25 protein-coding genes are annotated in these 23,777 nt (G+C 72.6%); 15 read left to right on the forward strand and 10 right to left on the reverse strand.

Features of this window, described 5'->3' with window-relative positions; genetic code table 11:
• Positions 1-84: 84 nt before the first annotated feature.
• The 3 genes from ABD437_RS30645 to ABD437_RS30655 all read left to right on the forward strand — a co-directional run bounded on the left by ABD437_RS30645 (position 85) and on the right by ABD437_RS30655 (position 2,210).
• Positions 85-741: a fasciclin domain-containing protein gene (locus ABD437_RS30645; protein WP_344652412.1), complete on the forward strand. Its 657-nt coding sequence runs from the start codon at positions 85-87 to the stop codon at positions 739-741.
• A gap of 130 nt (positions 742-871) precedes the next feature.
• The gene (locus tag ABD437_RS30650; RefSeq protein ID WP_344652413.1) at positions 872-1,522 is read left to right on the forward strand and encodes an RNA polymerase sigma factor; all 651 of its coding nucleotides are present in this window, start codon (positions 872-874) and stop codon (positions 1,520-1,522) included.
• A complete protein-coding gene (locus ABD437_RS30655; protein ID WP_344652414.1) occupies positions 1,503-2,210 on the forward strand; it encodes an anti-sigma factor in 708 nt (235 codons plus the stop codon). The genes ABD437_RS30650 and ABD437_RS30655 overlap by 20 nt, the downstream gene beginning before the upstream one ends.
• Before the next feature lie 159 nt (positions 2,211-2,369).
• Here ABD437_RS30655 and ABD437_RS30660 read toward each other — a convergent pair whose 3' ends face one another.
• From ABD437_RS30660 to ABD437_RS30680, 5 genes are read right to left on the reverse strand one after another with little or no spacing between them, the layout of a single operon-like run.
• The gene (locus ABD437_RS30660) at positions 2,370-2,819 is read right to left on the reverse strand and encodes a DUF3291 domain-containing protein (RefSeq protein ID WP_344652415.1); all 450 of its coding nucleotides are present in this window, start codon (positions 2,817-2,819) and stop codon (positions 2,370-2,372) included.
• Between the two features lie 15 nt (positions 2,820-2,834).
• Positions 2,835-3,473: a helix-turn-helix transcriptional regulator gene (locus ABD437_RS30665; protein WP_344652454.1), complete on the reverse strand. Its 639-nt coding sequence runs from the start codon at positions 3,471-3,473 to the stop codon at positions 2,835-2,837.
• A 27-nt stretch (positions 3,474-3,500) separates the two neighbouring features.
• Positions 3,501-4,148, reverse strand: a complete 648-nt coding sequence (locus tag ABD437_RS30670) for a carbonic anhydrase (protein ID WP_344652455.1) — start codon at positions 4,146-4,148, stop codon at positions 3,501-3,503.
• Between the two features lie 22 nt (positions 4,149-4,170).
• Positions 4,171-5,730, reverse strand: a complete 1,560-nt coding sequence (locus tag ABD437_RS30675; RefSeq protein WP_344652416.1) for a GAF domain-containing protein — start codon at positions 5,728-5,730, stop codon at positions 4,171-4,173.
• Positions 5,731-5,787: 57 nt separating this feature from the next.
• Complete coding sequence (locus ABD437_RS30680; RefSeq protein ID WP_344652417.1) at positions 5,788-6,684, reverse strand: pyridoxamine 5'-phosphate oxidase family protein; 897 nt, start codon at positions 6,682-6,684, stop codon at positions 5,788-5,790.
• A gap of 96 nt (positions 6,685-6,780) precedes the next feature.
• Here ABD437_RS30680 and ABD437_RS30685 point away from each other — a divergent pair, with 96 nt between their 5' ends.
• Entirely contained in the window at positions 6,781-7,296 is a 516-nt protein-coding gene (locus ABD437_RS30685) for a CGNR zinc finger domain-containing protein (protein ID WP_344652418.1), read from the forward strand.
• Positions 7,297-7,387: 91 nt separating this feature from the next.
• Positions 7,388-8,329, forward strand: a complete 942-nt coding sequence (locus tag ABD437_RS30690) for an acyl-ACP desaturase (RefSeq protein ID WP_344652419.1) — start codon at positions 7,388-7,390, stop codon at positions 8,327-8,329.
• On the opposite strand, the gene ABD437_RS30695 is transcribed toward ABD437_RS30690, so the two are convergent.
• Together ABD437_RS30695 and ABD437_RS30700 are read right to left on the reverse strand one after the other, a co-directional pair.
• Positions 8,319-9,770 (reverse strand): amidohydrolase family protein, encoded by a 1,452-nt coding sequence (locus tag ABD437_RS30695; RefSeq protein ID WP_344652420.1) that lies wholly within the window; start codon positions 9,768-9,770, stop codon positions 8,319-8,321. The two genes, ABD437_RS30690 and ABD437_RS30695, sit on opposite strands and share 11 nt — an antisense overlap.
• Before the next feature lie 9 nt (positions 9,771-9,779).
• Positions 9,780-10,280, reverse strand: a complete 501-nt coding sequence (locus tag ABD437_RS30700) for an Lrp/AsnC family transcriptional regulator (RefSeq protein WP_344652421.1) — start codon at positions 10,278-10,280, stop codon at positions 9,780-9,782.
• Positions 10,281-10,466: 186 nt separating this feature from the next.
• Between ABD437_RS30700 and ABD437_RS30705 the strand changes: the two genes are divergently transcribed.
• Together ABD437_RS30705 and ABD437_RS30710 are read left to right on the forward strand one after the other, a co-directional pair.
• On the forward strand, positions 10,467-11,495 hold the full coding sequence (locus ABD437_RS30705; protein ID WP_344652422.1) for a Glu/Leu/Phe/Val dehydrogenase dimerization domain-containing protein: 1,029 nt from the start codon (positions 10,467-10,469) through the stop codon (positions 11,493-11,495).
• Between the two features lie 18 nt (positions 11,496-11,513).
• Entirely contained in the window at positions 11,514-11,819 is a 306-nt protein-coding gene (locus ABD437_RS30710; protein WP_344652423.1) for a GntR family transcriptional regulator, read from the forward strand.
• Here the strand turns inward: ABD437_RS30710 and ABD437_RS30715 are convergent.
• Positions 11,765-12,634 carry an alpha/beta fold hydrolase gene (locus tag ABD437_RS30715; protein ID WP_344652424.1) on the reverse strand — a complete coding sequence of 290 codons (870 nt, stop codon included), beginning with the start codon at positions 12,632-12,634 and terminating at the stop codon, positions 11,765-11,767. The genes ABD437_RS30710 and ABD437_RS30715 overlap by 55 nt on opposite strands.
• A 59-nt stretch (positions 12,635-12,693) precedes the next feature.
• On the opposite strand from ABD437_RS30715, the gene ABD437_RS30720 reads away from it, so the two are divergent.
• Positions 12,694-14,115 carry a hypothetical protein gene (locus ABD437_RS30720; RefSeq protein WP_344652425.1) on the forward strand — a complete coding sequence of 474 codons (1,422 nt, stop codon included), beginning with the start codon at positions 12,694-12,696 and terminating at the stop codon, positions 14,113-14,115.
• A 51-nt stretch (positions 14,116-14,166) separates the two neighbouring features.
• Positions 14,167-15,522: an FAD-dependent oxidoreductase gene (locus tag ABD437_RS30725; RefSeq protein WP_344652426.1), complete on the forward strand. Its 1,356-nt coding sequence runs from the start codon at positions 14,167-14,169 to the stop codon at positions 15,520-15,522.
• Between the two features lie 53 nt (positions 15,523-15,575).
• On the opposite strand, the gene ABD437_RS30730 is transcribed toward ABD437_RS30725, so the two are convergent.
• A complete protein-coding gene (locus ABD437_RS30730) occupies positions 15,576-17,372 on the reverse strand; it encodes an Hsp70 family protein (protein WP_344652427.1) in 1,797 nt (598 codons plus the stop codon).
• A gap of 53 nt (positions 17,373-17,425) precedes the next feature.
• Between ABD437_RS30730 and ABD437_RS30735 the strand changes: the two genes are divergently transcribed.
• From ABD437_RS30735 to ABD437_RS30760, 6 genes are read left to right on the forward strand one after another with little or no spacing between them, the layout of a single operon-like run.
• Positions 17,426-18,709 carry a phenylacetate--CoA ligase family protein gene (locus ABD437_RS30735; RefSeq protein ID WP_344652428.1) on the forward strand — a complete coding sequence of 428 codons (1,284 nt, stop codon included), beginning with the start codon at positions 17,426-17,428 and terminating at the stop codon, positions 18,707-18,709.
• Positions 18,710-18,757: 48 nt separating this feature from the next.
• A complete protein-coding gene (locus tag ABD437_RS30740) occupies positions 18,758-19,288 on the forward strand; it encodes an RNA polymerase sigma factor (protein WP_425558283.1) in 531 nt (176 codons plus the stop codon).
• Positions 19,285-20,076, forward strand: coding sequence for a hypothetical protein (locus tag ABD437_RS30745; RefSeq protein ID WP_344652430.1), 792 nt, complete (start codon positions 19,285-19,287; stop codon positions 20,074-20,076). Before ABD437_RS30740 ends, ABD437_RS30745 begins: the two co-directional genes overlap by 4 nt.
• Before the next feature lie 23 nt (positions 20,077-20,099).
• Complete coding sequence (locus ABD437_RS30750; RefSeq protein WP_344652431.1) at positions 20,100-20,894, forward strand: ATP-binding cassette domain-containing protein; 795 nt, start codon at positions 20,100-20,102, stop codon at positions 20,892-20,894.
• Entirely contained in the window at positions 20,891-22,207 is a 1,317-nt protein-coding gene (locus ABD437_RS30755; protein ID WP_344652432.1) for a hypothetical protein, read from the forward strand. Before ABD437_RS30750 ends, ABD437_RS30755 begins: the two co-directional genes overlap by 4 nt.
• Positions 22,204-22,800 carry a hypothetical protein gene (locus ABD437_RS30760; RefSeq protein ID WP_344652433.1) on the forward strand — a complete coding sequence of 199 codons (597 nt, stop codon included), beginning with the start codon at positions 22,204-22,206 and terminating at the stop codon, positions 22,798-22,800. Before ABD437_RS30755 ends, ABD437_RS30760 begins: the two co-directional genes overlap by 4 nt.
• Positions 22,801-22,816: 16 nt before the next feature.
• Here the strand turns inward: ABD437_RS30760 and ABD437_RS30765 are convergent, their stop codons facing one another.
• Positions 22,817-23,767 (reverse strand): aldo/keto reductase, encoded by a 951-nt coding sequence (locus ABD437_RS30765; protein ID WP_344652434.1) that lies wholly within the window; start codon positions 23,765-23,767, stop codon positions 22,817-22,819.
• Positions 23,768-23,777 lie beyond the last annotated feature (10 nt).

Consider the following 23,777-nt stretch of genomic DNA (forward strand, 5'->3'; position numbering starts at 1 on the left):
CCGTCGGGTGCATCCGTTACCGATGGGCCGGTCGTAGACGTGGATGTGGCAACCAGCCACCGTGTCTACGGGAGGAAGTCAGCGATGAAGCTCGTCCGACTCGGCACTCGCGCGGTCGCCGTCACGGCCGCCGCTCTGCTCGCCACCGCCGTTGCCGCCGCACCGGCCTCGGCGACCGGGAAGCCGACGCCGAAGGGCAACAAGTCGTTAGCCGCGGTCCTGACCGCCGACAAGAGCGGTTTCGACCGCAACAGCAAAGACTTCGACATCCTCACCGCCGCGGTCCAGGCGGTTCTGAAGGCCAAGCCCAACAGCCCGGTGAAGGTGCTGGCCGACGGCAAGACGCCGCTCACCGCGTTCGTCCCGACCGACGCGGCGTTCCAGCGGCTGGTCGCCGACCTCAAGGGCACCCACCACTGGACGAGCGAGAAGCAGGCGTTCACCGCGGTCGCCGGGCTCGGCATCGACACGGTGGAGGCCGTGCTGCTCTACCACGTGATCCCGGGCGCGACGATCGACAAGGCCGCCGCGCTGAAGTCGAACGGCGCGAAGCTCAAGACCGCCGCCGGCGCGACAATCCAGGTCTGCGTCGACGGTCACTGGAAGAACAAGACGATCCGCCTCGTCGACGCCGACTGGAACGACCGCGACCCGCGGGTCGTCGTGGCCGACATCAACAAGGGCAACAAGCAGATCGCGCACGCCATCGACCGGGTCCTGCGCCCGAGCGACCTCCCCTGACCTCGCGGCGGGGCGGACGACCACGCGTCTCCGCCCCGCCGTCGAGTTGCGGCCCCGGCCGCCGTAGTGCCTGATCAGTGCGTGAACCCACACGATGACCGAGGATGAGAGCCGTCGAGGAGGCCGGTTGATGACCCCGTCCGAGACCTCCGGACCCGATGCCTCCGGATCGCCGAGCGGTCCCCCGGCGCCCCGGTTGGCCCTCACGCACTCCGACCGCACCGGATCCGACGACGAGGCGGCGCTCGCGGCCCAGTTCCTGGCCGGCGACGAACGCGCGCTGCGCGCGATGTACGAACGCTGGGGCGGTCTCGTCTACCGGTTGGGCCGCCAGGCCCTGCCCAGCCCCAGCGACGCCGAAGACCTCACCCAGGCGACGTTCGTCGCGGCCTGGCGTGGTCGCGACACGTTCGACCCGGACCGGGGACGACTGGCCGGCTGGCTGATCGGCATCGCCAAACGTCAGCTCATCGACCGGCTCCGCGCCCTCCAGCGCGACGCGCGCCTGGCGCAGGTGGTGGAAGCCACCGAACCGGCTGCTCCGACCCACCCGGGTCCGGAGCGCATACTTGACCGGCTGGTCGTGGCCGATCAGTTGGCCCGGCTCGTCCCGGAGCAGCGACGCGTCGTCCAGCTGGCCTTCTTCGACGACCTGACCCACACCCAGATCGCCGGATTGACAGGGCTACCGCTCGGCACCGTTAAATCCCACCTACGACGAGGTATCGAGCGGTTACGACAGTCGTGGGAGGAGGTGGACCATGCCGCACGTCGATCCTGACCGGTTGCCGTTGCTCGCGCTGGACGAGGACTTCGCGGCGGCGGACGACGAACGCGTGCATCTGGCCGAGTGCCCGACGTGCCTCGCCGACTACCGCGCGTTCAAGGACGTCATCGAACTGGGCAAGGAAGCGGGCCCGGACGATCTGCAGCCACCACCGCCCCCGCTGCGGGTCTGGCAGGCGATCGAGGCCGAGACCCGGGTCGAGCGCCGCACCGCCGAACGGCGGACCGCGGCACCCCGCCGGTTGCGTTATCTCCTGCTCGCCGCGGCGGCGTGCGTGCTCGGTGTGGTCCTCGGCGCCGGTGCGACGCTCGGCTGGCAGGCCGCCCGGCCCGCGAAGACCCCCGCGGACACCGTGGCGGCGTCCAGCGCGCTGGAGCCGGTCGGCAACGGCGGCGGAACCGGCGATGCCCGGCTGATCCGCGACGGCGAGCGCTACGTGCTCGAGGTCGACGTGCGTGACCTTCCGCTGACCAACGGGTTCTACGAGGCCTGGATGTTCGTACCGGGCACCACCCGGATGCAGGCCATGGGCGCGGTGCGTCCCGGCGAGGTCGCGCGTTTCCCGCTTCCGTCCGGGCTGGACCCGGCCGGGTGGCGCGGGATCGACATCTCGGCCGAGGCGTTCGACGGCGACCCGGGCCACTCGGCCACCAGCGTCCTGCGGGGCGAGCTACGCCGCTGAACCGGGCCGGCTCACTCCTGAGCGCGGCCCGTTAGCCGAGAGGCCGGCCCGAGTCCCAGCGCGGCGACGACGAACGCGATCGGCACGTTCACCCAGAACGCCGTGAAACCCGCTCATCCGGCCTCGCGCGCGCTGGCCGTCCGGCGCTGATCAGGCGGGTCAGGGCGTCGGGAACGGCTCGCGGAAGGTGAACGCCTCGGGGGAAGCCCCCTCGGCGACCAGGGCCAGCCGCTCGCACGCCTCCGCGACCGTGGGTACGTGGCCGACCGGCACCCACCACAGCACGAGCGAGGCCGGGAAGTCGGACGGCCGGAACCAGTCGCGGCGGCGTCGCAGGTAGTCGAGGTGGGCGCTGCGGTACGAGAAGGTCCGCAGCGCGTCGACCGACTCCCAGACCGAGAGCGTCACGATCACGTCCGGGCCGAGCGGCCGGACCGTGGTCGCGTCGCCGTCCGGCCCCTCGGCCAGCCTCCAGACGAACCCGGGCGACGCGTCGGCGAGCGCGTTGATCAGGTCGAGGCCGGCGACGAACTCGGACATCGACGGGTCGGTCAGCGGGGCGCGGAGGCGGGCGACGTTGAAGTGGGCCAGACGGTGTGCGCTCGTCATGGCCACACTCTAACGTCAATCGGAATTGTTTTTAGAGACGACGACGCAGCAGCGGCCGGGGGCGGCGTCCATCCGCGCCTGCCAGTCGGTCCCGTCCAGCAGGCCGGAGATCAGCGCCAGGTTCATGCCGCACACCAGCGGCGGGAACTGCTCGGCGAGGCGGTGGAACGGGCAGTTGTTCAGCTGGAGCCCGGCGGGGGTCTCCTCCGGCACGTAGCCGTGGGCGCTCAGCAGCTCACGCACGTCGCCACCGGACGACACCCGGCGGCCGTGTTCACGGGCCACGTCGAAGAGCGCGGTGTCCGCCCCGCTGCGCTCCACCGACTCGGCCAGCAGTTCGGCGGCCGTCCGGTAATCCCGGGGAGGTGCGCTCACCGCGTGCTCGGCGGCCGACGCCCGGTACAGCTTCGCCGGTCGGCCCGCGCCGGGGCCCGTCCGGCCGTTGCGCCGGCCGTAGGTCACCTCGAGCAGCCCGGCGTCGACCAGTTTGTCGAGGTGGAAGGCCGCGAGCGTGCGGCCGACCCCGAGCGCCGAGGCGATCTCGTCGCGCCCGACCGGGCGGGCGCCGGTGGCCAGCACCGCCTCGTAGGCGGCCCGCCGGGTGGCGTCGGTCAGCGCGGTCAGCGCGTTCAGACCGCCGTCGGGTCCGTCCAGCGCTGTCACGCCGCCATCGTAGGCACGCTAGAGGTGCGTCGCGTACACCTCGTCCGGCACCGCGACGTACGCGGTCCGCGGCCGCACCTCGGTGACGATTCCACTGTTCAAGCTGTAGAGCGCCGGCACGGCGGCGATCGTGCCGCGCCACACGGCCACGTCCACCAGCGGGGAGCGCTGGCGCAGCTGCTCGATCGTGTAGGCCGCGTGCAGCGCGCTGACGTCGGCCGCGTTCACCGCTCCGGCGTGCCGCGCCCGCAGCACGTTGGGGGTGATGCGTTCGGCGATGTCGCGGATGTAGCCGGGCGGTACCTGTCCTTCGTCGACGATCCGGCTCGCCGCGGTGACCGCGCCGCACTCCTCGTGGCCGAGCACGACGATCAGCGACACCCGCAGCACGTCGACCGCGAACTCCACCGAGCCGATGACGGCCGAGTCCAGCGCGTGCCCGGCGGTGCGCACCACGAACAGGTCGCCGAGGCCCTGGTCGAACAGGATCTCGGCCGGCACCCGCGAGTCGGAGCAGCCCAGCACCAGTGCGAACGGGTTCTGCGCGTGGCTGATCGCGGCCCGGCGGGCCGCGCCGCGGTCGGCGTCGGCAGTGCTCCGGCCTTCGACCCACCGGGCGTTGCCCTGCAGGAGACGGGACCATGGGGACGAGGCCGCCGGTCCGATTTTGTACACGTCACCCTCCGGATCAGTCGAGGATCGCGCGGGTCACCGCGACCTGCTCGGTCAGTACGCCTCGGATGAGGCCCTGCGTCTGGTTGATCTCCTCGACCGCGGTGTGGATCTCCGCCAACGACGCGGTGACCTCGTCCACCCGCGCCTGGATCGTGTCGACCTTGCTGCTGACGTCGTTGGTCGCCCGCTCGGTCTCGCTCGAGAGCTCCTTGACCTCACCGGCGACGACGGCGAAGCCCTTCCCGGACTCGCCGGCCCGCGCGGCCTCGATCGTCGCGTTCAGCGCGAGCAGCTTGGTCTGCGCGGCGATCGACTGGATCGCGCGCACCACGTCGTTGATCTCCGCACTGGCCTGGCCGAGCACCGCCACCTGTTGGTTCGCCTCGTCGGCGAGGTGTTCGCTGCGCTCGGCGACGGTCGCGGCCGCGGTGACGTTGCGTTCGACCTCGGCGATCGACTCCAGCAGCTCCCGACCGGCGCTCTGCAACTGGTCGGCCGACGCGAAGCGCTCGAGCGCCGACCCGACCAGGTACGCGGTGTTGCGCAGGGCGGCTTCCCGGCCCGGGTACATGATCAGCGTCCTGGTCGCGAAGAAGTCCATCGTGCCGATGATCTCGCCGCCCACGCGCACGGGTAGGCAGACGCCGGACTTCACGCCGGCGGCCTGCGCGGCGGGCCGGCGGACGCAGTCGGTCATCTCGCCGAGGTCCTCGACGAAGTACAGGTCGCCGCGGGCCCAGGTGCGGCCGGACAGCCCGACGCCCTTCGCGAACGACGCCTGCCGGGTCACCTCACGGAACTCCGCGCCCGCGTCGCCGGACTCGATGGCGAACCGCAGCACCTGCTCGTCCTGGTCGAGCTGCCAGAACGAGCCGTACTGCCAGTCGAAGTACCGGCGGATCGTCTCCAGCGCGGTCCGGAGCGCCTGCTCCCGGCTGGTCGCCTGGGTCAGCTCCCGGATCACGTGCGAGACGGCCTCGACGTCCTGCGCGGCCTTCTCCTGCCGGATCGCCTCCTGCAGGTGGGCCAGCGCGCGCGAGACGAGGTTCCCGACCGCGCGCAGCACGGCCAGCCGCCCCACCGACGGCTGCACTTCCTCGGTGGTGAAGAAGTCCATCGTGCCGACGACCTGGTCGCCCTCGATCAGCGGGAAGCAGACCCCGCTGCGCACGCCGGCACGGGCCGCGGCCGGGGCACGCACGCAGTCGCTCACGTCGGCGATGTTCGGCACGAACACGAGGTCGCGTGCCTTCCACGCGCGCCCCGACAGGCCGACGCCCTCGGTGAACGCCGCCTCCAGCGTGACCTGCCGGAACTCGTCGTTGACGGTGCCGCTCTCCTGCGCGAAGCGCAGCTCCCGGCCGGAGGGGTCGAGCTGCCAGTACGACCCGTACGCCCAGCCGAACAGCTCGCGGATCAGCGTGAGGGCGCTCCCGATCACCTCGTTCGGGGTCCTGGCCTGCTCGACCGCCCGCATGATCGCGGTCAGCGCCTGCACGTCGGCCTGCGCTTCGGCCAGTTCGGCCTGCGGCTGCGCCGACCGGTCCGACGACGTCCTCCAGCTGAATCCCATGGGTGCCCTTCGCGAGAACGCCGTTTAACAGCCGGTGTCCTCTTCGGCGGCGAACCTCTACACCTGAGGGTTGAACCGGGAGAACTGCGCGTCGCTCCAGCGCAGCCCGGACGCGCTCGGGACCCGCACCACCCGCTCGACGGTGAAGTCGACGAGACGCTGCGCGCCCGGCACGGCGGCGGCGTGCGACCGGTCCCAGTCGACGACCGCCGAGCCGGTGAGGTGCAGCAGCGTGCCGGTGGCCCAGTCGGGCAGCAGCAGGCCGGCCCGCGGGTTGACCTCCAGGTTGCCGAACGTGTTGAACATCGAGTTGCCGACGTAGTCGGGCCAGCGCAGCCGGGTCGGGCCCGACGCGTGGAGGAAGCCCGGGTTGCCGCCGCGGTGCGAGGCGTCGGTGTGACCCTCGAGGTCTGCGGTCGTGATGAAGAACGTGTCGGCCGTGTTCACGAAGTCCAGGGCCGCGGCGGTGAGCGCGTCGCCGCGCCACGCGACGCCCGGTGCGGCCGGTGTCGGCGTCGGCACCCGGGCCTGGATGTACTTCGGGCAGTTGCCGTAGACCTGGGCGAGCTCGACCCGCAGGCCGGCCGGGGTGGGGTGGGCGGTGCCGTTCATCCGGACGCGGCGGCGGGTCTCGGGTTCGATCACGATCATGCCGACCTGAACCGGGCCGGCCAGTGCCTCGCGCAGCGGGTCGCCGGGCCCGGGGGTCGCGGCGATCGTCAGCGTGGACGGTCCGTCGACGTCGAGGAAACCGGGCGGGCCGGTGAGCAGGGTGGCCCACGGGTCGCCGTCGCGGTCGGTGGCGCCCAGCACCAGCATCGGCTGCTCGGCGAGGAACAGGCGGGCTCCGCGCGGGATCTCGGGGCGGCCGAGCATGGGGGCGAGGCGGGCGGCCTCGTGCAGCACACCGGCCCGCTTCTGCGCGGTCAGCTCACCGCGGTGGAAAGGGGACATCACCAGCTCCTCGCTCTAACCAGTGATATCAACTTTAGGAGTTAGTCAGCGGATCGGCAACCGCTGAAAACCGGTTAACCGGTTAGGATCGACGTCATGGACCCCCGGCCGCTGATCGGCGAACCCCTCCCGCTGGATCTGGTGAACACGCGCTGGACCGACGACGAGGGCACGCACGACCTGCTGGAGATGCCCGGCGGGCCGGCGATCTGGCTGGCCTCGGCCGGCCTGGCCGACACCGTGCCCGATTCGCCGGAGACCCTCGCCGCGCTGCTGACCACTCGCGACGCACTGGTACGTGGCGACGTCGACGAACTCAACGAGACGCTGCGCCACGGGCGGATCCGGCGCCGGCTCGGCGCGAACGGGCCGGAGAGCGTGGTCGAGACCGACACGCCGGGCTGGCGCGCCGCCTGGCTGGCGGCCGAGCACTACCTGCGGCTGCTGGAGCAGAACCCGTCCCGGCTCCGCGAGTGCGCGAACCCGGAGTGCACGCTGCGTTTCTACGACGTGTCCAAGGCCGGTGCGCGCCGCTGGTGCTCGATGGCGGCCTGCGGAAACCGCGCCAAAGCGCGCACCCACTACGCCCGGCAGCACCACCGGGCCCGGTGACCTCACCAAGCGACCGTGGTGCCGTGCACTTGGATTTCTACGGTAGCGTAGGTTACGGAAGCGTAACCAAAAGCAGCAGGGAGTTGCCGGAATGACCGACCGCCTGACGACAGCCGGCCTGCTCCTCGAACTCGAGCCGGTCGTGGAGACCAACCTGAACCGCCACCTGGCCACGGCCAAGGAGTGGTTCCCGCACGAGTACGTCCCGTGGAGCCAGGGCACCGACTTCGACGGCGTCCTCGGCGGCACCGCCTGGTCAGAGGAGCAGTCCGCGCTCAGCGACGTCGCACGCACGTCGCTCATCGTGAACCTGCTCACCGAGGACAACCTGCCCAGCTACCACCACGAGATCGCGCAGATGTTCGGTCGCGACGGCGCGTGGGGCACCTGGGTGCACCGCTGGACCGCCGAGGAGGGCCGGCACGGCATCGCGATCCGCGATTACCTGCTCACCACCCGCGCGGTCGACCCGATCGCGCTGGAGCGCGCGCGGATGGTGCACATGGGCACCGGCTTCGAGAACGCCTATCTGGACGACACGGTGCTGCACGGCATCGCGTACGTGTCGTTCCAGGAGCTGGCCACCCGGGTCTCGCACCGCAACACCGGCAAGATCAGCGGTGACCCGATCTGCGACCAGCTGCTGGCCAAGGTCGCCGCGGACGAGAACCTGCACATGATCTTCTACCGCAACCTGCTCGGCGCCGCGTTCGAGCTCGCGCCCAACGAGGCGATGCGTGCGGTGACCGACGTGGTCAAGACGTTCCAGATGCCCGGGCACGGCATCGAGAACTTCGGCCGCAAGTCGGTGCAGATCGCGATGGCGGGCATCTACGACCTGCGTATCCACCACGACGAGGTGGTCATCCCGGTGCTGCGCAACCTCAAGGCGCTCGATACCACCGGCCTGTCCGACGACGGCGAGAAGGCCCGCGACGAGCTGGTGGAGTTCCTCGCCGAGCTCGACCGCCAGGCCACCCGGTTCTCCGAGCGCCGCGACAAGATCGCCGCGAAGAAGGCCGCTAGGTCCTGATCGGCCGGCCGGGGAACGCGTCCCGGAGCAACTGACCGTCGGCCACGACCGGCTCCCCGTTCACGAGCACGTGGACGAAGCCGGTCGACGGCCGCACGGAGTGCTGGTACGTCGCGCCGTCGGTGACCCGGTCGGAGTCGAAGACCACCACGTCGGCGTCGCAGCCGACCTGGATCCGGCCCTTGCGGCGCATCGCGGGCGCGGCGTCCTCCAGCACGCGGGCCGGCCCCAGCGTGCACTTGGCGATCACGTCGGCGAGCGGGAGCGTGTCCCGCGCGATCCGCAGCGTGCGCCCGTACGTCCCGGCGCTGCGCGGGTGCGTGCGCGCGAACGACGGCGGCGGCCACTGCAGCGGGTCGTACGGCCGGCCGTCCTCGATCACGAACGGAACGGCGTCGGACGCGACGACCGCGTGCGGGAGCGCGGTGAACTCCACCAGCCGGTCCGCCGACGTCACCTCGTCGAACATCCGGATGAACGCCAGCCCCGACGGGTCGGCCGCGCGCAGTTCGAGCAGCCGCTCCGCCGAGGCCACGGTCTCCCCGGTGCGCGCGTAGACGACGTCCTGGGGCGTGCCGGTCGCGCCGAGGACGTGCAGCCGATCGGGGTGGAAGTAGTCGGCCCCGATCGAACTCATCCCGGTGCCGTACGGATACACCTCGCTCGTGACGTGCGCACCCTCGGAGCGCACCTTCTCGACCAGCGCCTGCACCCGGTCCAGGTGTCGCGTCGACGTGGAGTTGATGTGGCAGTAGTGCATGTGGGCGCCGGTCTCGCCGGCGACCCGGGTGATCTCGTCCGCGCCGTCGACGGCGACATCCGGATCCTGTTCGACGAGCGGCCGCGCGTGCGTGAACGTCGGCACCCCGGCCGCGGCGGCGAGCCGGGCGATCGCGACGAACTCCGCCGGGTCGGTCGCGGCCGCGTACCCCAGCAGGATGCCGATGCCGAGCGCGCCGTCGGCGAGTTCCTTCTCCAGCAGGCCGAGGATCGCCGGCAGCGCGGCCGGGCCGCGCCACGCGGACGATCCGAGGTCGGCCAGCGGCCCCGGCGAACCCTCGCCCAGCGGTAAGCCACCGGCCACGTGCATGCGGATCCGCGCCCACGAGGCCGAGAACCCGTAGTTGATCGGGCGGCCCTCCGCCGCGGCCCGCGCGTACGCCACCGACACGGGCGCCGCGCCCGCCTCGAGTTCGAGCGCGGTGGTGACGCCGTCGAGCGCCTGCAGGCGGCACTCGGCGATCGCCTGGCCGTGGCTGTGCAGGTCGATGAACCCGGGGGCGACGACGAGCCCGTCCGCGTCGATCCGCCGCGTACCGTCGAGCTCGGCCTCGGAGACCGCGGCGATCCGGTCGCCGCAGATGCCGACGTTCCGGATCCCGTCGAGCCCGGTCTCGGGGTCGACGACACGACCACCGCGGATGACGACGTCGTAGTCCATGGTCCGACCCTAGGGCGCCGGTGTCGACCGGCCCCATCCCGCTCCCCGGGTGACGTCGCTGAGCAGGGGGAGGATGCGGTGGGGGATCGGCGTCGAGACAGTGAACGTCGACGTCGTCTTGCGGACGCCGTCCAGGAGAACGATCGCCGCGGTGAGCCGTTGCAGCTCCTCCAGTGAGGCGATCGCGACGTGGACCAGCAGGTCTTCGCGCCCGGCCTGGATCCGGACCTCGAGCACCTCGGGCAGGTCGCGTAGCCCGTCGATGATCGTCGGCATCTCGCGCTGATCGATCTCGAGGCTCACCAGAGCCTGGACCGGCAACCCGATGGCCGACAGGTTGATGATCGGCTGGAAGCCGACCAGGATCCCGTCTTCCTCGAGCCGGCGCAGGCGGTGCTGAACCGTGGTGCGGCTGACGCCGAGATCGGACGCGAGCTCCGCCACCCCGGCGCGGGCGTTGTCGATCAGACGGGACAGGAGCTCGACGTCGAGCCGGTCGATCGTTGCCATTCTGCCGAGCTCCTCGCCGGGACGCGCAGGGATAGCGCTGCGATCTGCATAGTTGTTCGGACTTTAGTTGACTATATCGGCGCGCTTATCAAGACTTTGCCTGTCGCGTCGCCGGCATTCCCGTCGTTCCGGACAAGCGGAGACCCCGCCCCTGAACCGGACGGCGGGCCTTACTCAGGGAGCGCCATGAGCATCTTCCAGGACCTCCGTACCCGGGACTTCGAGCAGCTGGTCGTGTGCCGCGACCCGGCCAGCGGCCTCGAGTCCGTGATCGCCGTCCACGACACGACGCTCGGGCCCGCGCTCGGTGGCGTCCGGATGCGTAGTTACGCCACCCCGGAGGACGCGGTCCGGGACGCGATGAACCTCGCCCAGGCCATGACGTACAAGTCGGCGGTGGCCGGGCTGGACCTCGGCGGCGGGAAGAGCGTCATCAACGCGCCCGCCGATTCCCCCCGGCGCGACGAGCTGCTCGCCGCCCACGCGCGCTTCATCGCCTCGCTCGGCGGCCGGTACATCCCGGGAGCCGACATGGGCACCGGCGCGGCGGACATGGACCTGATCGCGCGGTACGTGCCGCGGGTCTCCAGCCGCCGCGACCCGTCCCGGTTCACCGCCCGGGGTGTGCTCCGTGCGCTGGACGCGGCGTCGGCGTGGGCGGGTGTCCCGGTGCGCCGGGTGGCCGTGCAGGGCCTGGGCAAGGTCGGGTCGCACCTGGTGGAGCTGTTGCGCGCCCGGGGCGTGGACGTGCTCGTCGCCGACGTCGATCCGACCCGGGTACGCGGGCTGAACGCCGTCGCGGCGGACGAGATCCTCGCGGCCGACGTCGACGTCCTCTGTCCGTGCGCGGCCGGCGGCGTGCTGACCGAGGCGGTGATCGACCGGCTCAAAGCCCGGGTGGTGGTACCGGGCGCGAACAACGCGCTGGCCGCGGACGCGAACGCCGACATGCTCGCGGCCCGGGGCATCGTGTTCGTCCCGGACTTCGTCGCCAACGCGGGCGGGGTCATCGCCTGCGAGGCCGAGGTGAAGGGCAGCGACGACGAGGTCGACGCGAAGATCGACGCGATCGGCGCCACCACCGGGTCCGTCCTGGAACGGGCGTCCCGGCACGGCACCGACCCCGTCACCGAAGCCCGGTCCCTGGCCGCCCGGCGCCTCTCCACCCACCGCCCGTACTTCGAGCCCGCACATCACGGTGGCACGTTGGCATGAGTGCGGTAGCTTGTGGGCATGACTTTGGATCCGTTGGCCGATCGGGCCGTCTACAAGCAGTTGAGTGACATCGTGGGTGCCGCCATCGAGAGCGGCGAGTACCAGCCGGGGACGCTGATCCCCTCGGAGAGCATGCTGATGGCACGCCACGGCGTCGCGCGGAACACGGTGCGCCTGGCGATGGGGGTGCTACGGGATCAGGGGCTGGTCGTGACCCGCCACGGGCGCGGCACGTTCGTCCGGGGCGGGGAACACGACGAGGACCACGATCAGCCCAGCACCTCGCGCAGCCGCACCGCGAACTCCTCGGGCTTGCCCGCGTAACCGTGCTCGCCGCCGAGGAACCCACCGTGGTGGCTCGGGAACACGACCGCCTCCTGGCCGAGCAGGGCGGCGGTCGCCCGGGCCGTCCGTGCGGTGTACGTGTCGCCGGACTCCTCACCGACCGCGATCACCACCCGGGTCGGCGCCGCGGCGAGCAGCTCCGCGTCCGGGCGGTAGTCGCTGACCGCCCACGAGTGCTTCGAGAGCAACGGGTCGTCGCGCGTGCCGTCGTCGACGTCGGGCATGCCGAACGCAGCCGGGTCCGGGTCCGGCTGCGTGAAGTACTCGTCGGTGAACTCACCCGACCAGGACGTCATCACGATGAACGCGGCCATGCCCGCGCCCATCCCGCGGGCCTCGTATGCGTCGTTGAACGCCGCCCGGGCCCGCTCCACGGCCGCGGCGTCGGGAAGCACCGCGTTGATCGGGGGCTCGTGCGCCACCAGCGTCACCACGTCGCCCGGGTACCGGGACACCAGCTCGAGCCCGACCACCGCTCCGCCGCTGCTGCCGAACACCTCCACCGGCCCGGCGCCGAGCGCCTCGACCAGCGCGTGCAGGTCGGCCGCCTGCTGCTGCGGGGTGTTGTCCAGCCGCCCGTCCGAGCGGACGCTGCGCCCCAGGCCGCGCGGGTCGTAGGTGACGACGGTGCGGTCGGGGAACTGCGGTGCGAGCGAACCGAAGCCCTCGGCCGTCATCGGCTGACCGATCATCAGCAGCACCGGTCGCCCGTCGGCCGGTGGCAGCGGCCCCCACACGTCGTAGACCAGGTCGACGCCGGGCCGGGCAAGCGTGCGTGTCTCGAACGTGGCCATGCGCCCACCCTAGGTCTCCGGAGCCTCAGGAAGGGGCAGCGTCGGCCGATCGGGTCGGTGTGCGTCCGCTGGCCGTCGGGATCGGGCTGTTCGCGCTGGTCGGCGCGGTTCGCAGCGGATGGTTCGCCGAGGGGGACACCTTCTGGCAGATCCAGACCGGTACCGAGATCCGGCACCGGCACACGGTCTTCCTCACCGACACGTTCTCCTGGTCGGTGGCCGGGCGCGCCTGGCACCCCAACTCGTGGCTGTTCGACGTCCTGCTGTCGCTGGCCTGGACCGGCGCCGGGCCGGTCGGCCTGGCCCTGTTCACGCTCGGTTGCATCACGCTGGTGGGGGCGAGCGTGGCGGTCACGGCCCGGTCGCTGGGGGCGCGGGTGCACGTCACCACCGCGCTGCTCGTCGTCCCGCTGCTGCTGTGGCTGAGCGCCCGCCCGCAGACGCTCACCTACGCGCTGCTCCCGCTCGTCACGCTGCTGGCCGGGCGCCTGCTGAACCGGACGGGGCGGCGACGGCTCGCCGGCCTCGCCGGGCTGTACCTGCTCGTGACGCTCTGGGTGAACCTGCACCTGGCCGCACTGGCCGCGGTACCCGCCGTCGCCGCCGGTCTGGTCCTCGCGCTGTTCACCCACCACCGCCGCTCGGGAGCCGCCGCGGCGACCGCCGCCGCGACGATGGCCGTGATCGTCGCGGGCTGCCTCAGCTCACCCTTCGGCCTCGACGTACTCGGCTCCGCCCTGGCCACCCGGGACGCGTCCACCGAACTGATCCCCGAGTGGGCCCCGCTCTGGCGCACCGCCTGGATGGCGGTGTTCACCTGGGCGGGCGCGGCGGTCGCGGTCGGTCTCGCGATCGCGGCCTGGCGCCGCCGCCCGCACGAGCCGCTCCTCGCGGTCGTCGCCGGAGCGTCCGCGCTGCTACTGGTCGCGGGCGTGGAGGCGGCCCGCTTCTCCCCGATGGCGCTGGTGGTCGCGATGCCGGCGGCCGCGGTCTGGGCGACCGACGTCGACTGGAGCGCCGGCCCGGGCCGCCGACGGGTCGCGTTCCTGGCCCGCGGCACCTCGATCGGGCTGGTCGTCGCGCTGCTCGCGCTCACCGCCGTGCGGCTGCCGCAGTACGGACGCCCCGCCCCCGACAGCTACCCGGCCGACACCACCGTGGACGCCGTCCCGGCCGGTTGCCGGCTGCTCAACGAGTACGACGACGGCGGCTACGTGATCCTGCGCCGGACGGCCGACGGGGTGCGCGTCGCGATGGACGGGCGCAACGACGTGTACGGGGCCGCACGCATCGCCGACCTGCTCGAACTCGTCCAGGGACGCCCCGGCGCGCTCGCCGAACTGGGCCGTGACGACGTGCGCTGCCTGCTCCTCGACCCGCGCCGCCCGCTGGTGGAGGAGGCGCGCCGGGCCGGCTGGCGGGAGGCGGCCGCCGATCGGAACCGGGTGCTGCTGCTGAGTCCGACGTCACAGTCAGACTAAGGGGAGCCTTACCTAAGATGGGAGCCGGCAACGCTCGGAAAGGGAATCTTCATGGACCGTCCTCTACGGATCGCCGTCGTCGGAGCCGGCCCGGCCGGAATCTACGCCGCGGACCACCTGATCAAGGCGTCGGAGACGGCCACGATCGACATCTTCGACCGGTTACCCACCCCGTACGGTCTCATCCGGTACGGCGTCGCCCCGGACCACCCGCGGATCAAGGAGATCGTCACCGCGCTGTACCGCGTGCTCGACAACCCACGCATCCGCTTCCTCGGCAACGTCGAGTACGGCCTCGACGTCAAGGCCGACGAGATGCGCCGCTTCTACGACGCCACGATCGTCGCCACCGGTGCGGAGAAGGACCGGGCGCTCGACGTCCCGGGCATCGACCGGCGCGGCAGCTTCGGCGCCGCCGCGTTCGCGTCCTGGTACAACGGCCACCCCGACGTCCCGCGCGACTGGCCGTTGACCGCCGGGAAGGTCGCGGTGATCGGGGCCGGGAACGTCGCGGTCGACGTGGCGCGCATCCTGGCCAAGACCGCCGACGAGCTGCTCGACACCGAGATCCCCGACAACGTCTACCGGCACCTGAAGACCAGCCCGGTCACCGACGTGCACCTGTTCTCCCGGCGTGGCCCGGCCCAGGTCAAGTTCACGCCGCAGGAGCTGCGCGAGCTCGACTCCTCGCCGAACGTCGACCTGATCGTGCACCCCGAGGGCATCGAGTTCGACGAGGGCAGCTACGCCGCGATGCGCGCGACGCGTCACGTCAAGATGTGCGTGGACATCCTGCAGAACTGGGCCGTCCGCGAGCCGCGGGACCGGCCGCGCCGACTGCACCTGCACTTCCTGGAGGCGCCGGTCGCCGTCCTGGGGGAGGAGCGGGTCGAGGGGCTGCGTACCGAGACGCAGGAGCTCACCGGCGACGGCTGGATCCGCGGCACCGGCCGGTTCACCGACTGGGACGTCCAGGCGGTCTACCGGGCCGTCGGTTACCTCAGCGAGGCACTGCCCGACGTCCCGTTCGACGCCACGAGCGGCACCGTTCCGCACCGGGCCGGGCGGGTGCTCGGCCTGGACGGCGAGCCGGTTCCCGGCCTGTACGTCACCGGCTGGATCAAGCGCGGCCCGGTCGGCCTGATCGGCCACACCAAGGGCGACGCCGGGGAGACGGTCCAGAGCCTGCTGGCCGACGCGCTGCCGCCCGCCGCCGAGCGCGACCGGGACGCCGTCCTGGCCCACCTCGACGCCCGCGCCGTCGAGTACACCACCTGGGCCGGGTGGCAGCGGCTCGACCGGCACGAGATCGCGCTCGGCGCACCGCACCAGCGCAAGCGGATCAAGGTCGTGCCGCGCGAGGAGATGATCGCGCTCAGCCGAGGCCAAGCGCCCGCGCGCGGCTGACCGCCTCCCGCCGCGTCCGCACGCCGAGCGCCGCGGCGACGTGCGTGTCCACGCTACCGCGAGACCTTCGGTACGGTGCCGTCCCGGACGCTCCGCCAGTAGTGGCCGACGGCTCTCTCCACCTGCCCCACCGGCATCGAGTACGCGCCCAGGTCCAGCACGCGCAGAGCCTCGGAGCCGCGGACCGGGCGCAACGCGCTCGGCGGGGCCACGCCGGGCCCCGGTGAGACGAACAGCGTTCGGCTGCGCCGCCACCCGGCCGGGCGGATCTCGGCCGCGGTCAGGTCGGCCCACGCCAGCTCGGTGTCCGCGGTGCTCGAGCCGGTGGCGTCGATCCGGATCGGACGGTGGCGCGACAACGCGACGGCGGAGGCCAGCGCACCGGCCAGACCGGCGCCGCACCCGATGAGCACGGCCCACGCGGTCGCGTTCCGGGTGCCGTACCAGACCACCTCGGCCCCCGCCGCGGCGAACGCGGCGCCGATCAGCAGCCGGCCACCCAGCCGCACCAGCAGGTGACCGGCTCGCGGTGCCGCGCGGACGACCAGCCGCTCGGGTTCGAACCCGAGCCGGACCCGATCGAACGCCCGCGCCGTCACGTCGGTGCCCAGCCCGAACACACCCGCGCCGGCGACCAGCACCGCGAAGTAGAGCACGAGCGAGCCGGCGTCGGGCAGGAACTGGTGGCGGTCGCCGAGCACGAACAGCGTCACGGCCAGGCCGAACAGCGCGAACAACACCGTCGACCCGCCGGCCAGCTGCACCGCGAGGCCGCGGAGCGCGATCAGCCACGGCCGGGACACGATCGTCCGGCCGGCCGGTGGCACCTCGGCGGCGACCGGCGGTTCGACGGGCACCGCGTGGAGCGCGCCCTCGGCCACCACGATCTCCGGGTGGTCCAGCACGGTCGGCGCGATGCCCAGCCGCTGGTGCAGCAGCGTGGCCACCAGCGGCACCCGGGTGGAGCCACCGACCAGGAAGAGGCCGGCGACCGGGCCCGGGGCCGCGTCGATCGCGGCCGCCGTGACGTCGACGGACCGCTCCAGCAGCGGCCGGGCCGCCGCCTCGAACTGGTCCCTGGTGACCTGGACGTCCCGGTCGGCCGACGGAATCAGCACCTCGGCCGACGAGCGGCGCGACAGCGACTCCTTGGCCGCGCGGGCGTCGTCCCAGAGCTGCCGGAACGCCCGTGAGCCGGGATCGAACGTCTCGCCGATCGCCTCGACGACGAGCGCGTCCAGGTCCACGCCGCCGAGATCGTCGAGCCCCGCGTATGTGAGCGTCTTGAACCCGGACGAGACGACGCTGACGTCGAACGTGCCCGCGCCCAGGTCGTACACCACTATCGACTGCCCGTCGGCGATCCGGCCGCCGTGCGCCTCGACGTAGTAGGCCGCCGCGGCGACCGGCTCTCCCACGAGCGTCGGCGCGGGCAGCCCGGCACGCGCGGCGGCGTCGACGAGCACCGCGCGCCGGACGGCGCCCCAGGCCGCCGGGAACGTCAGCACGACCGACGCCGGGGGAGCGCCCGCCGTCCGCACCGCCTCGTCCCGGACGACGCCGAGCGTGGCGGCGATCGCGTCGGCGATCGAGATCTCCCGCTCACCCAGCAGCAGCGTTCCCTCGTCGATCCGGCGCTTGGGGTGGGGTTCGAAGCACGCCGGCCGCACCCGGGACGCGCGGACGGCCTCCCGCCCGGCCCGCACCGTGCCGCCGGGCTCCAGGTAGACCGCCGACGGCAGCAGCGGCGAGCCGTCGAACAACAGCGGACGGATCCGCTGGTCCGGCCATCGCAGCAGCGCGACCGTATTCGAGGTGCCGTAGTCGACGGCGAGCGTCGTACCCGACACGGCGGGCAGCCTATCGCTGTGCGTCCACCGGCCGGAACGGCACACTGAGGCCCATGCGTCTCGACCCGGTCGCGCTGTTCCACGACGCCGCCACGACCGTTCCGGCCTACCGGCACTTCCTGGCCGAGCGGGGCGTCGACGCCGCGGGCGTCCGCACCCGGTCGGACTTCGCCGCGCTCCCGGTGGTCACCAAGGAGAACTACGTCCAGGCCTACCCGCTGCCCGAGCGGTGCCGCGGTGGCTCGCTCGACGGCTGCGACACGGTGGCGCTGTCGTCGGGCTCCTCCGGTCAGCCCACGGTCTGGCCGCGCCGCCTCGTCGACGAACTCGCCGCGACCGAGCGGTTCGCCGAGGTCTTCCGCACGTTCGGCGCCCACGAGCGCCGCACGCTCGCGGTGATCTGCTTCCCGCTCGGCAACTGGGTCGGCGGCATGTTCACCGCGGCGGCCTGCCGTCACCTGGCCGCGCAGGGTTTCCGCCTCACGGTGGCCACGCCCGGCAACGTCGTCGACGAGATCCTGCGGGTGATCGACGCGCTCGGCGACGATTTCGACCAGACGGTGCTCCTCGGTTACCCGCCGTTCGTGAAGAACGTCGTCGACCGCGGTTCCGGCTGGGCGGAGCGGCGCCTCAAGCTGGTGTTCGCCGGTGAGGTGTTCAGCGAACGGTGGCGCGACCTGGTCGCGGCGCGGGCCGGCATCGACGACCCGGTCACCCACACCGCGGCCCTCTACGGCACCGCCGACGCCGGGGTGCTGGGCATCGAGACGCCGTCGAGCGTCCGTCGCCGCCGGGAGCTGAGCGGCACCACGTTCAGCGGCGGCCGGCTCCCGACGCTGGTGGAGTACGACCCCGGCCACCGGTACTTCGAGACCGACGGCGACGCCCTGCTGTTCACCGCGGACGGCGCGGTGCCGCTCATCCGGTACGACATCGGCGACGAGGGCGGGCTCCTGCCCGGCAATCTGGTCTACGTCTACGGGCGGCGTCTGTTCGCGGTATCGCTGTACGGCGCGAACGTCTACCCGGAGAACGTCGCCGAGGCGCTCGAGGCCGACGACCTCGTCGGCTGGACGACCGGCCGGTTCGTGCTGCGCACCCCGGAGAGCGACGACGGCGACCGGTACCTGGACGTCACCGTCGAGCTCGCTCCCGGTTCCGACGGGGACGGGCGCGAGGCCCTGGTCGCCGAGGCCGTCCGGGCCTACCTGCCCCGGGTCAACAGCGAGTTCGCGCACTACGTGCCGGTGGCCAGGCAGCTCCCGGTCGTTCACTTCCGCCCGGTCGGCGACCCCGACAACTTTCCGCTCGGAGTGAAGCACCGCTACTCGCGGTGATCGAGAACCCGAATCGGCGGTCGCGTCGTCTCCTTGGGCGTGAACGGTGTGACAGAAGCTGAGCTCGTACGCCGGGTCGCCCACGGCGACCGCGCGGCGTTCGACGAGCTGTACCGGCGGACCGCGCCCTGGCTGGCGGTGCGGCTGCGCCGTCGCTGCGCGGACGACGAGGTCGTCGCCGACGTGCTCCAGGAGACCTACCTGGCGGTCTGGCGCGCCGCCGGGAGCTACGCGGGCTCGGTGACCGAGGGCAGCGCGGTCGGCTGGCTGTGGACGATCGCCGCCAACCGCCTCGTCGACGCGTTCCGGCGGCGCGCCCGCCAGGAGCGGGTGCCGTCGTTCCCGCTGGTGCCCACCACCGCGCCGGCCGCCGAGGACGAGGTGATGGCCACCCGCGTCGACCAGGACCTGGAACAGGCGCTGCTGCGCCTGCCCCCGGAACTGCGTCAGGTGCTGCAGGCGATGGTGCTCGACGGCCTCTCGGTGCGCCAGACGTCGGTACTGCTCGGCATGCCCGAAGGAACCGTGAAGACCCGCGCGCGGCGGGCCCGGATCGCGCTGCGGGAGGCGCTCTCATGACTCATCCGACCCCGGCGATCCTCACCCGCTACGCGCAGGGCGGCGGCGGGCTGGACGACGCGTCGCTCTGGTCGATCGAGGTCCACCTCGACACGTGCGCCGACTGCCGCGCGCACCTGGCCACCCCGGCCACCGCGGACCTGCTGGAGCGGGTCGCCGTCTCGCTCGACCAGGCGATCCGGACCGGCCCGGCGCCGACCCCGGCGCGCCGGCCGGCCCTGTCCGTGCACCGGCGCTGGCTGGCCTGGACGCTGCTGCCCTGGCTGGCGATGACGGTCGCGGTGGTGACCTGCGGCGTGGTGCTCGACTTCGCCCAGCCGAGCCTGCCCTCGCTCGTTCTCCTGCTCGCTCCGGTGGCGCCGCTGCCCGGCGTCGCGGTGTCCTGGAGCCGGCGCGTCGACCCGAACTGGGAGCTGCTCGCCACCACTCCGTCGGCTGGGTTGGCGATGGTGCTGCGGCGCACGCTCGCGGTGCTCGTCGTCGTCCTCCCGGTCCTACTCGTGGCCGGCCTGAGCACCGGGATCTCGGTGGCGCTCACGTTGCTGCCGTGCCTGGCGTTCACCGCGTGCACCCTCGCGCTCGGGGCGTTCGTCGGCGTGCGGACGGCCGCGATCGGGCTCGGCCTGGCCTGGTCCGGTGCCGTGCTGCTGCCGAGCCTGGCCACCGAATCGCTCTCCCCGCTCCTCCGACCGGGCAGCACCGCGCTGTGGGCGTTCGCCGCGGTGGCGTTCGCCGCGGTCGTTCCGCTCGTCGCGACTCATTTCCGCCGCCTGCGCAGCGGCGCGTGAACCCCCAGGAAAGGACCGACCCCATGCGTCCGGTGAGTGCGGCCGAAACGGCCCCCACGCTCGTCCCGTGGCTGGTGCACGCGCAGAGTCTCCGCGTCCGCGCCGGCAAACACCTGGCCGTCGACGGCCTCGACCTCGCCCTCGGCGCCGGCGTCCACGGGCTGCTCGGCCCGAACGGGGCCGGCAAGACCACGCTGATGCGTGCACTCTCCACCGGAATCAAACCGGCCGGCGGCACGCTGACGCTGCTCGGCGCGTCGGTGGACGGCCGGGCCGATCTCCGCGAGGTCCGGCGCGGCCTGGGCTACCTGCCGCAACAGTTCGGGTTCTACCCGCGGTTCACCGTCCGTGAGTTCGTCGAGTACATGGCCTGGCTCAAGGAAATGCCCAAAGCGGCCATCCCCGACGCCGTGCAGCGCTCGATCGACCGGGTCGGCCTCACCGCGAAAGCCGACGCCAAGATGAAGACGCTGTCCGGGGGCATGCTGCGCCGGGCCGGCATCGCGCAGGCGATCGTGAACGAACCGCTCCTGCTGCTGCTCGACGAACCCACTGTCGGCCTCGACCCCGAACAGCGCCTCGACTTCCGCGACCTGCTGCGTGATCTCGGCAGCGACAGCTGTGTCCTGGTCTCGACGCACCTCGTCGAGGACGTGGTCGCGGCCTGCACCGACGTACTCCTGCTGAACGAGGGCCGGCTCCTGTTCCAGGGCACCCCCGACGACCTGATCGCCCGCGGCGGACCGAACGACGCGGGTGACAGCCCCGCGGAACGTGGCTACTCCGCCCTCCTCCGTCAGCACCGGAGCAACGCATGAGCCGCATCGTGGGTATCGAGATCCGCCGGTCGGCCGCGTTCGGCGCCGCGCTGCTGATCGCCGTCGCCGGTGCGATCGTGCTCCAGGCGACGTCCGGGCGCTGGTCGTCGGGGTGGATGGCGCTGGTCATGGTCCAGCGTGAATACCTCATCGTGCTGGTGCCGCTCACGATGGCGGCCGGAGCCTGGCAGTCCTATCGCGAGCACCGGGCGAACGTCGCCGAGCTCTTCGCCACCGTTCCCCGTCCACGCGCACTGCAGATCGTTCCGGCGCTGATCGCGACCGGGCTGGCCGCCCTCGTCGCGTACCTGGTCTCGCTGGCCGCGGCGGTGCCGCGGATCATCGACACCGCGAGCTACCTGCCGGCGGCCGCGTTCGCGGCGGTGGCGGTCGGCGTGCTCACGCTGGTCGTGGCGTTCTGGCTCGGGTTGGGCCTCGGACGGCTGCGCCCGGCGCTCGCGACCGCACCCGCGGTGGCGGTGATCGGCTTCGCGGTGCTGGCCTTCGCCCCGCAGATCTTCTCCTCGGGGGCGCCCGCGGCGGCGTTCTTCCCCGGGTCCGGCATGAGCGTGTTCAACGTCTACGACACGGTCGGCGGGCGGATCAGCGCCACCCAGGCGCTGTGGCTGGTCGCGCTCGCCGCGGCCGCGTTCGTGCTCTTCGCGGTCCGTGACCACCGGTTCGCGCCCGCCGCGCTCGCGCCGCTGGTGGTCGGTGCGACGCTCACTGCGCTGGTGATGCCGACCGGTGACGCGTTCGAGCGGGCGAAACTCGACCCGGTGGCCCAGCAGCTGGTGTGCACGAAGGACGACGGCCCGCGGGTCTGCGTCAGCCGGGCGAACGAGTCGATGCTGCGCGAGGTGACGCCCAAGGCGCGGCACGCGCTCGAACTCCTGTCGACGACGACGCCGATCGTCGAGGCGCACGAGGACACCTCGACGTTCTCCCCGAAGACCGCGCCGGCCCCGCGCGCCGACACCGTGCTGATGAACGTCCAGCCGGACAAGTCCGGTCACCTCGCGTTCCCGGGGCGGCTCGAGCTGCAGATGCTCACCGGGGCGTTCGGCGGCCCGGTGCGGTGCGGGGACAGCCGGAACTACACCGTCGGCACCGTCGCGGCGTTCTTCCTGCTCGGCCGCGAACCGGCCACCGGCCTCGACGGCACGGAGTTCGAGGACCCCGAGGCCGTCCAGCTCTACCGCGACCTGACCGCACTGCCCAAGGGCGAGGCCGACGCCCGGATGACCGCGGTCTACCGGGCGAGCCAGCAGTGCCGGGACGCGATGGCGATCCTGACCGGCGGCGCCCGGTGAGGTGGCTCGCCCTCTACGCCCGTTCGCGCCGGGTGCCGGCGGCACTCGGCGCGGCGGTCGTGGGCACGGCCGTGAGCTGGCTGCTCGCGACCACGTCCAGCGACCAGGACCCGGTGAGCAGCACGGTGCTCGTGCTGACCGTGCTCCTGCTGGTGGCGGTCGCGACCGCCACGCTCGGCGGCCCCGACGACAGCCTCGACCGGACGGCCGCGCGGCCCTGGGCCCGGCTGCGTGCCGCTCACCTGGTCGTGGCGCTGGGCTGCGTGGTCCTGCTGCTGCTGGCCACCGAGACGACCGCGACCCGGTTCGGGCCGATCGGGTTCGTGGTCCGGGACGCGGCCGGCCTGCTCGGGCTGACCGCGCTGGCGGCGGTGGTGGTCGGTGCCGCCCGCTCGTGGATCCTGCCGCTCGGCTGGACGCTGCTGGTGGCGACGTTCCCGGGCGACGGCACCCTCGGTGAGGCCCTGACCTGGCCGGTGCAGGCCCCCGGGAGCCGACCGGCCACCGTGGTCGCCGCGGTGCTCGGGGTCACCGGGCTGGTGGCCTACGCGTTCCTCGGTTCCCGCCCGCGCACGTCGCTCGAGACGCCCTGACCGCCCGACGAGCCGGTCAGTTGCCCACTTCGAGCTGGGCCATCATCGGGGTGGGGTACCGGTCGCCGCGTGCGGAGCCCGCCGGCACCGCCCGCTCGATCGCGGCCAGGTCGTCGGGGGAGAGCACGAGCTCGATCGCGGGCAGCGCCTCGGCCAGGCGCTCGCGGGTGCGCGCACCGATCAGCGGCACGATGTCGGGGCCCTGCGCGGCCACCCACGCGATCGCCAGCTGTGCCACCGTGCACCCCTTCCGCTCGGCGACGCGTCGCAGCGCGTCGACGAGCGCGAGGTTGTGCCCGAGGTTCTCGCCGGAGAACCGGGGCATCAGGTTGCGGTGGTCACCGGCGTTGCCGGGGCGCCAGTGCCCGGACAGCAGGCCCCGGCTGAGCACGCCGTACGCGGTCAGCCCGATCCCCAGCTCGCGCAGCACCGGCAGCACCTCGGCCTCCACGCCGCGGGAGAGCAGCGAGTACTCGATCTGCAGATCGGCGATCGGCGTCACGGCGTGTGCCCGGCGGACCGTCGCGGCGCCGACCTCCGACAACCCCGCCGACCGCACGTACCCGGCGTCGACCATGTCCTTGATCGCCCCGACCGTGTCCTCGATCGGCACCGCCGGGTCCAGCCGGGCCGGCCGGTAGACGTCGACGTACTCGACGCCCAGCCGGCTGAGCGAATGGTTCAGGAAGTTCTTCACCGACGCCGGCCGGCCGTCGATCCCGAGCATCGCCCCGTCCGGGCCGCGCAGCGCCCCGAACTTGACGCTCAGCACGTAACTCTCACGCGGTCGTCCCCGCAGCGCGGAGGCGAGCAGCAGTTCGTTGTGCCCGTTGCCGTAGAAGTCGCCGGTGTCGATGAGCGTGAGCCCCGAGTCCAGCGCCGCGTGCACGGTGGCGATGCTCTCCGCGCGGTCGGTCGTTCCGTAGGCGTCCGACATGCCCATCGCGCCCAGTCCGAGTGTGTTCATGCCGCCGACA

This window comes from Cryptosporangium japonicum (assembly GCF_039524755.1).
GTDB classification, from domain to species: domain Bacteria; phylum Actinomycetota; class Actinomycetes; order Mycobacteriales; family Cryptosporangiaceae; genus Cryptosporangium; species Cryptosporangium japonicum.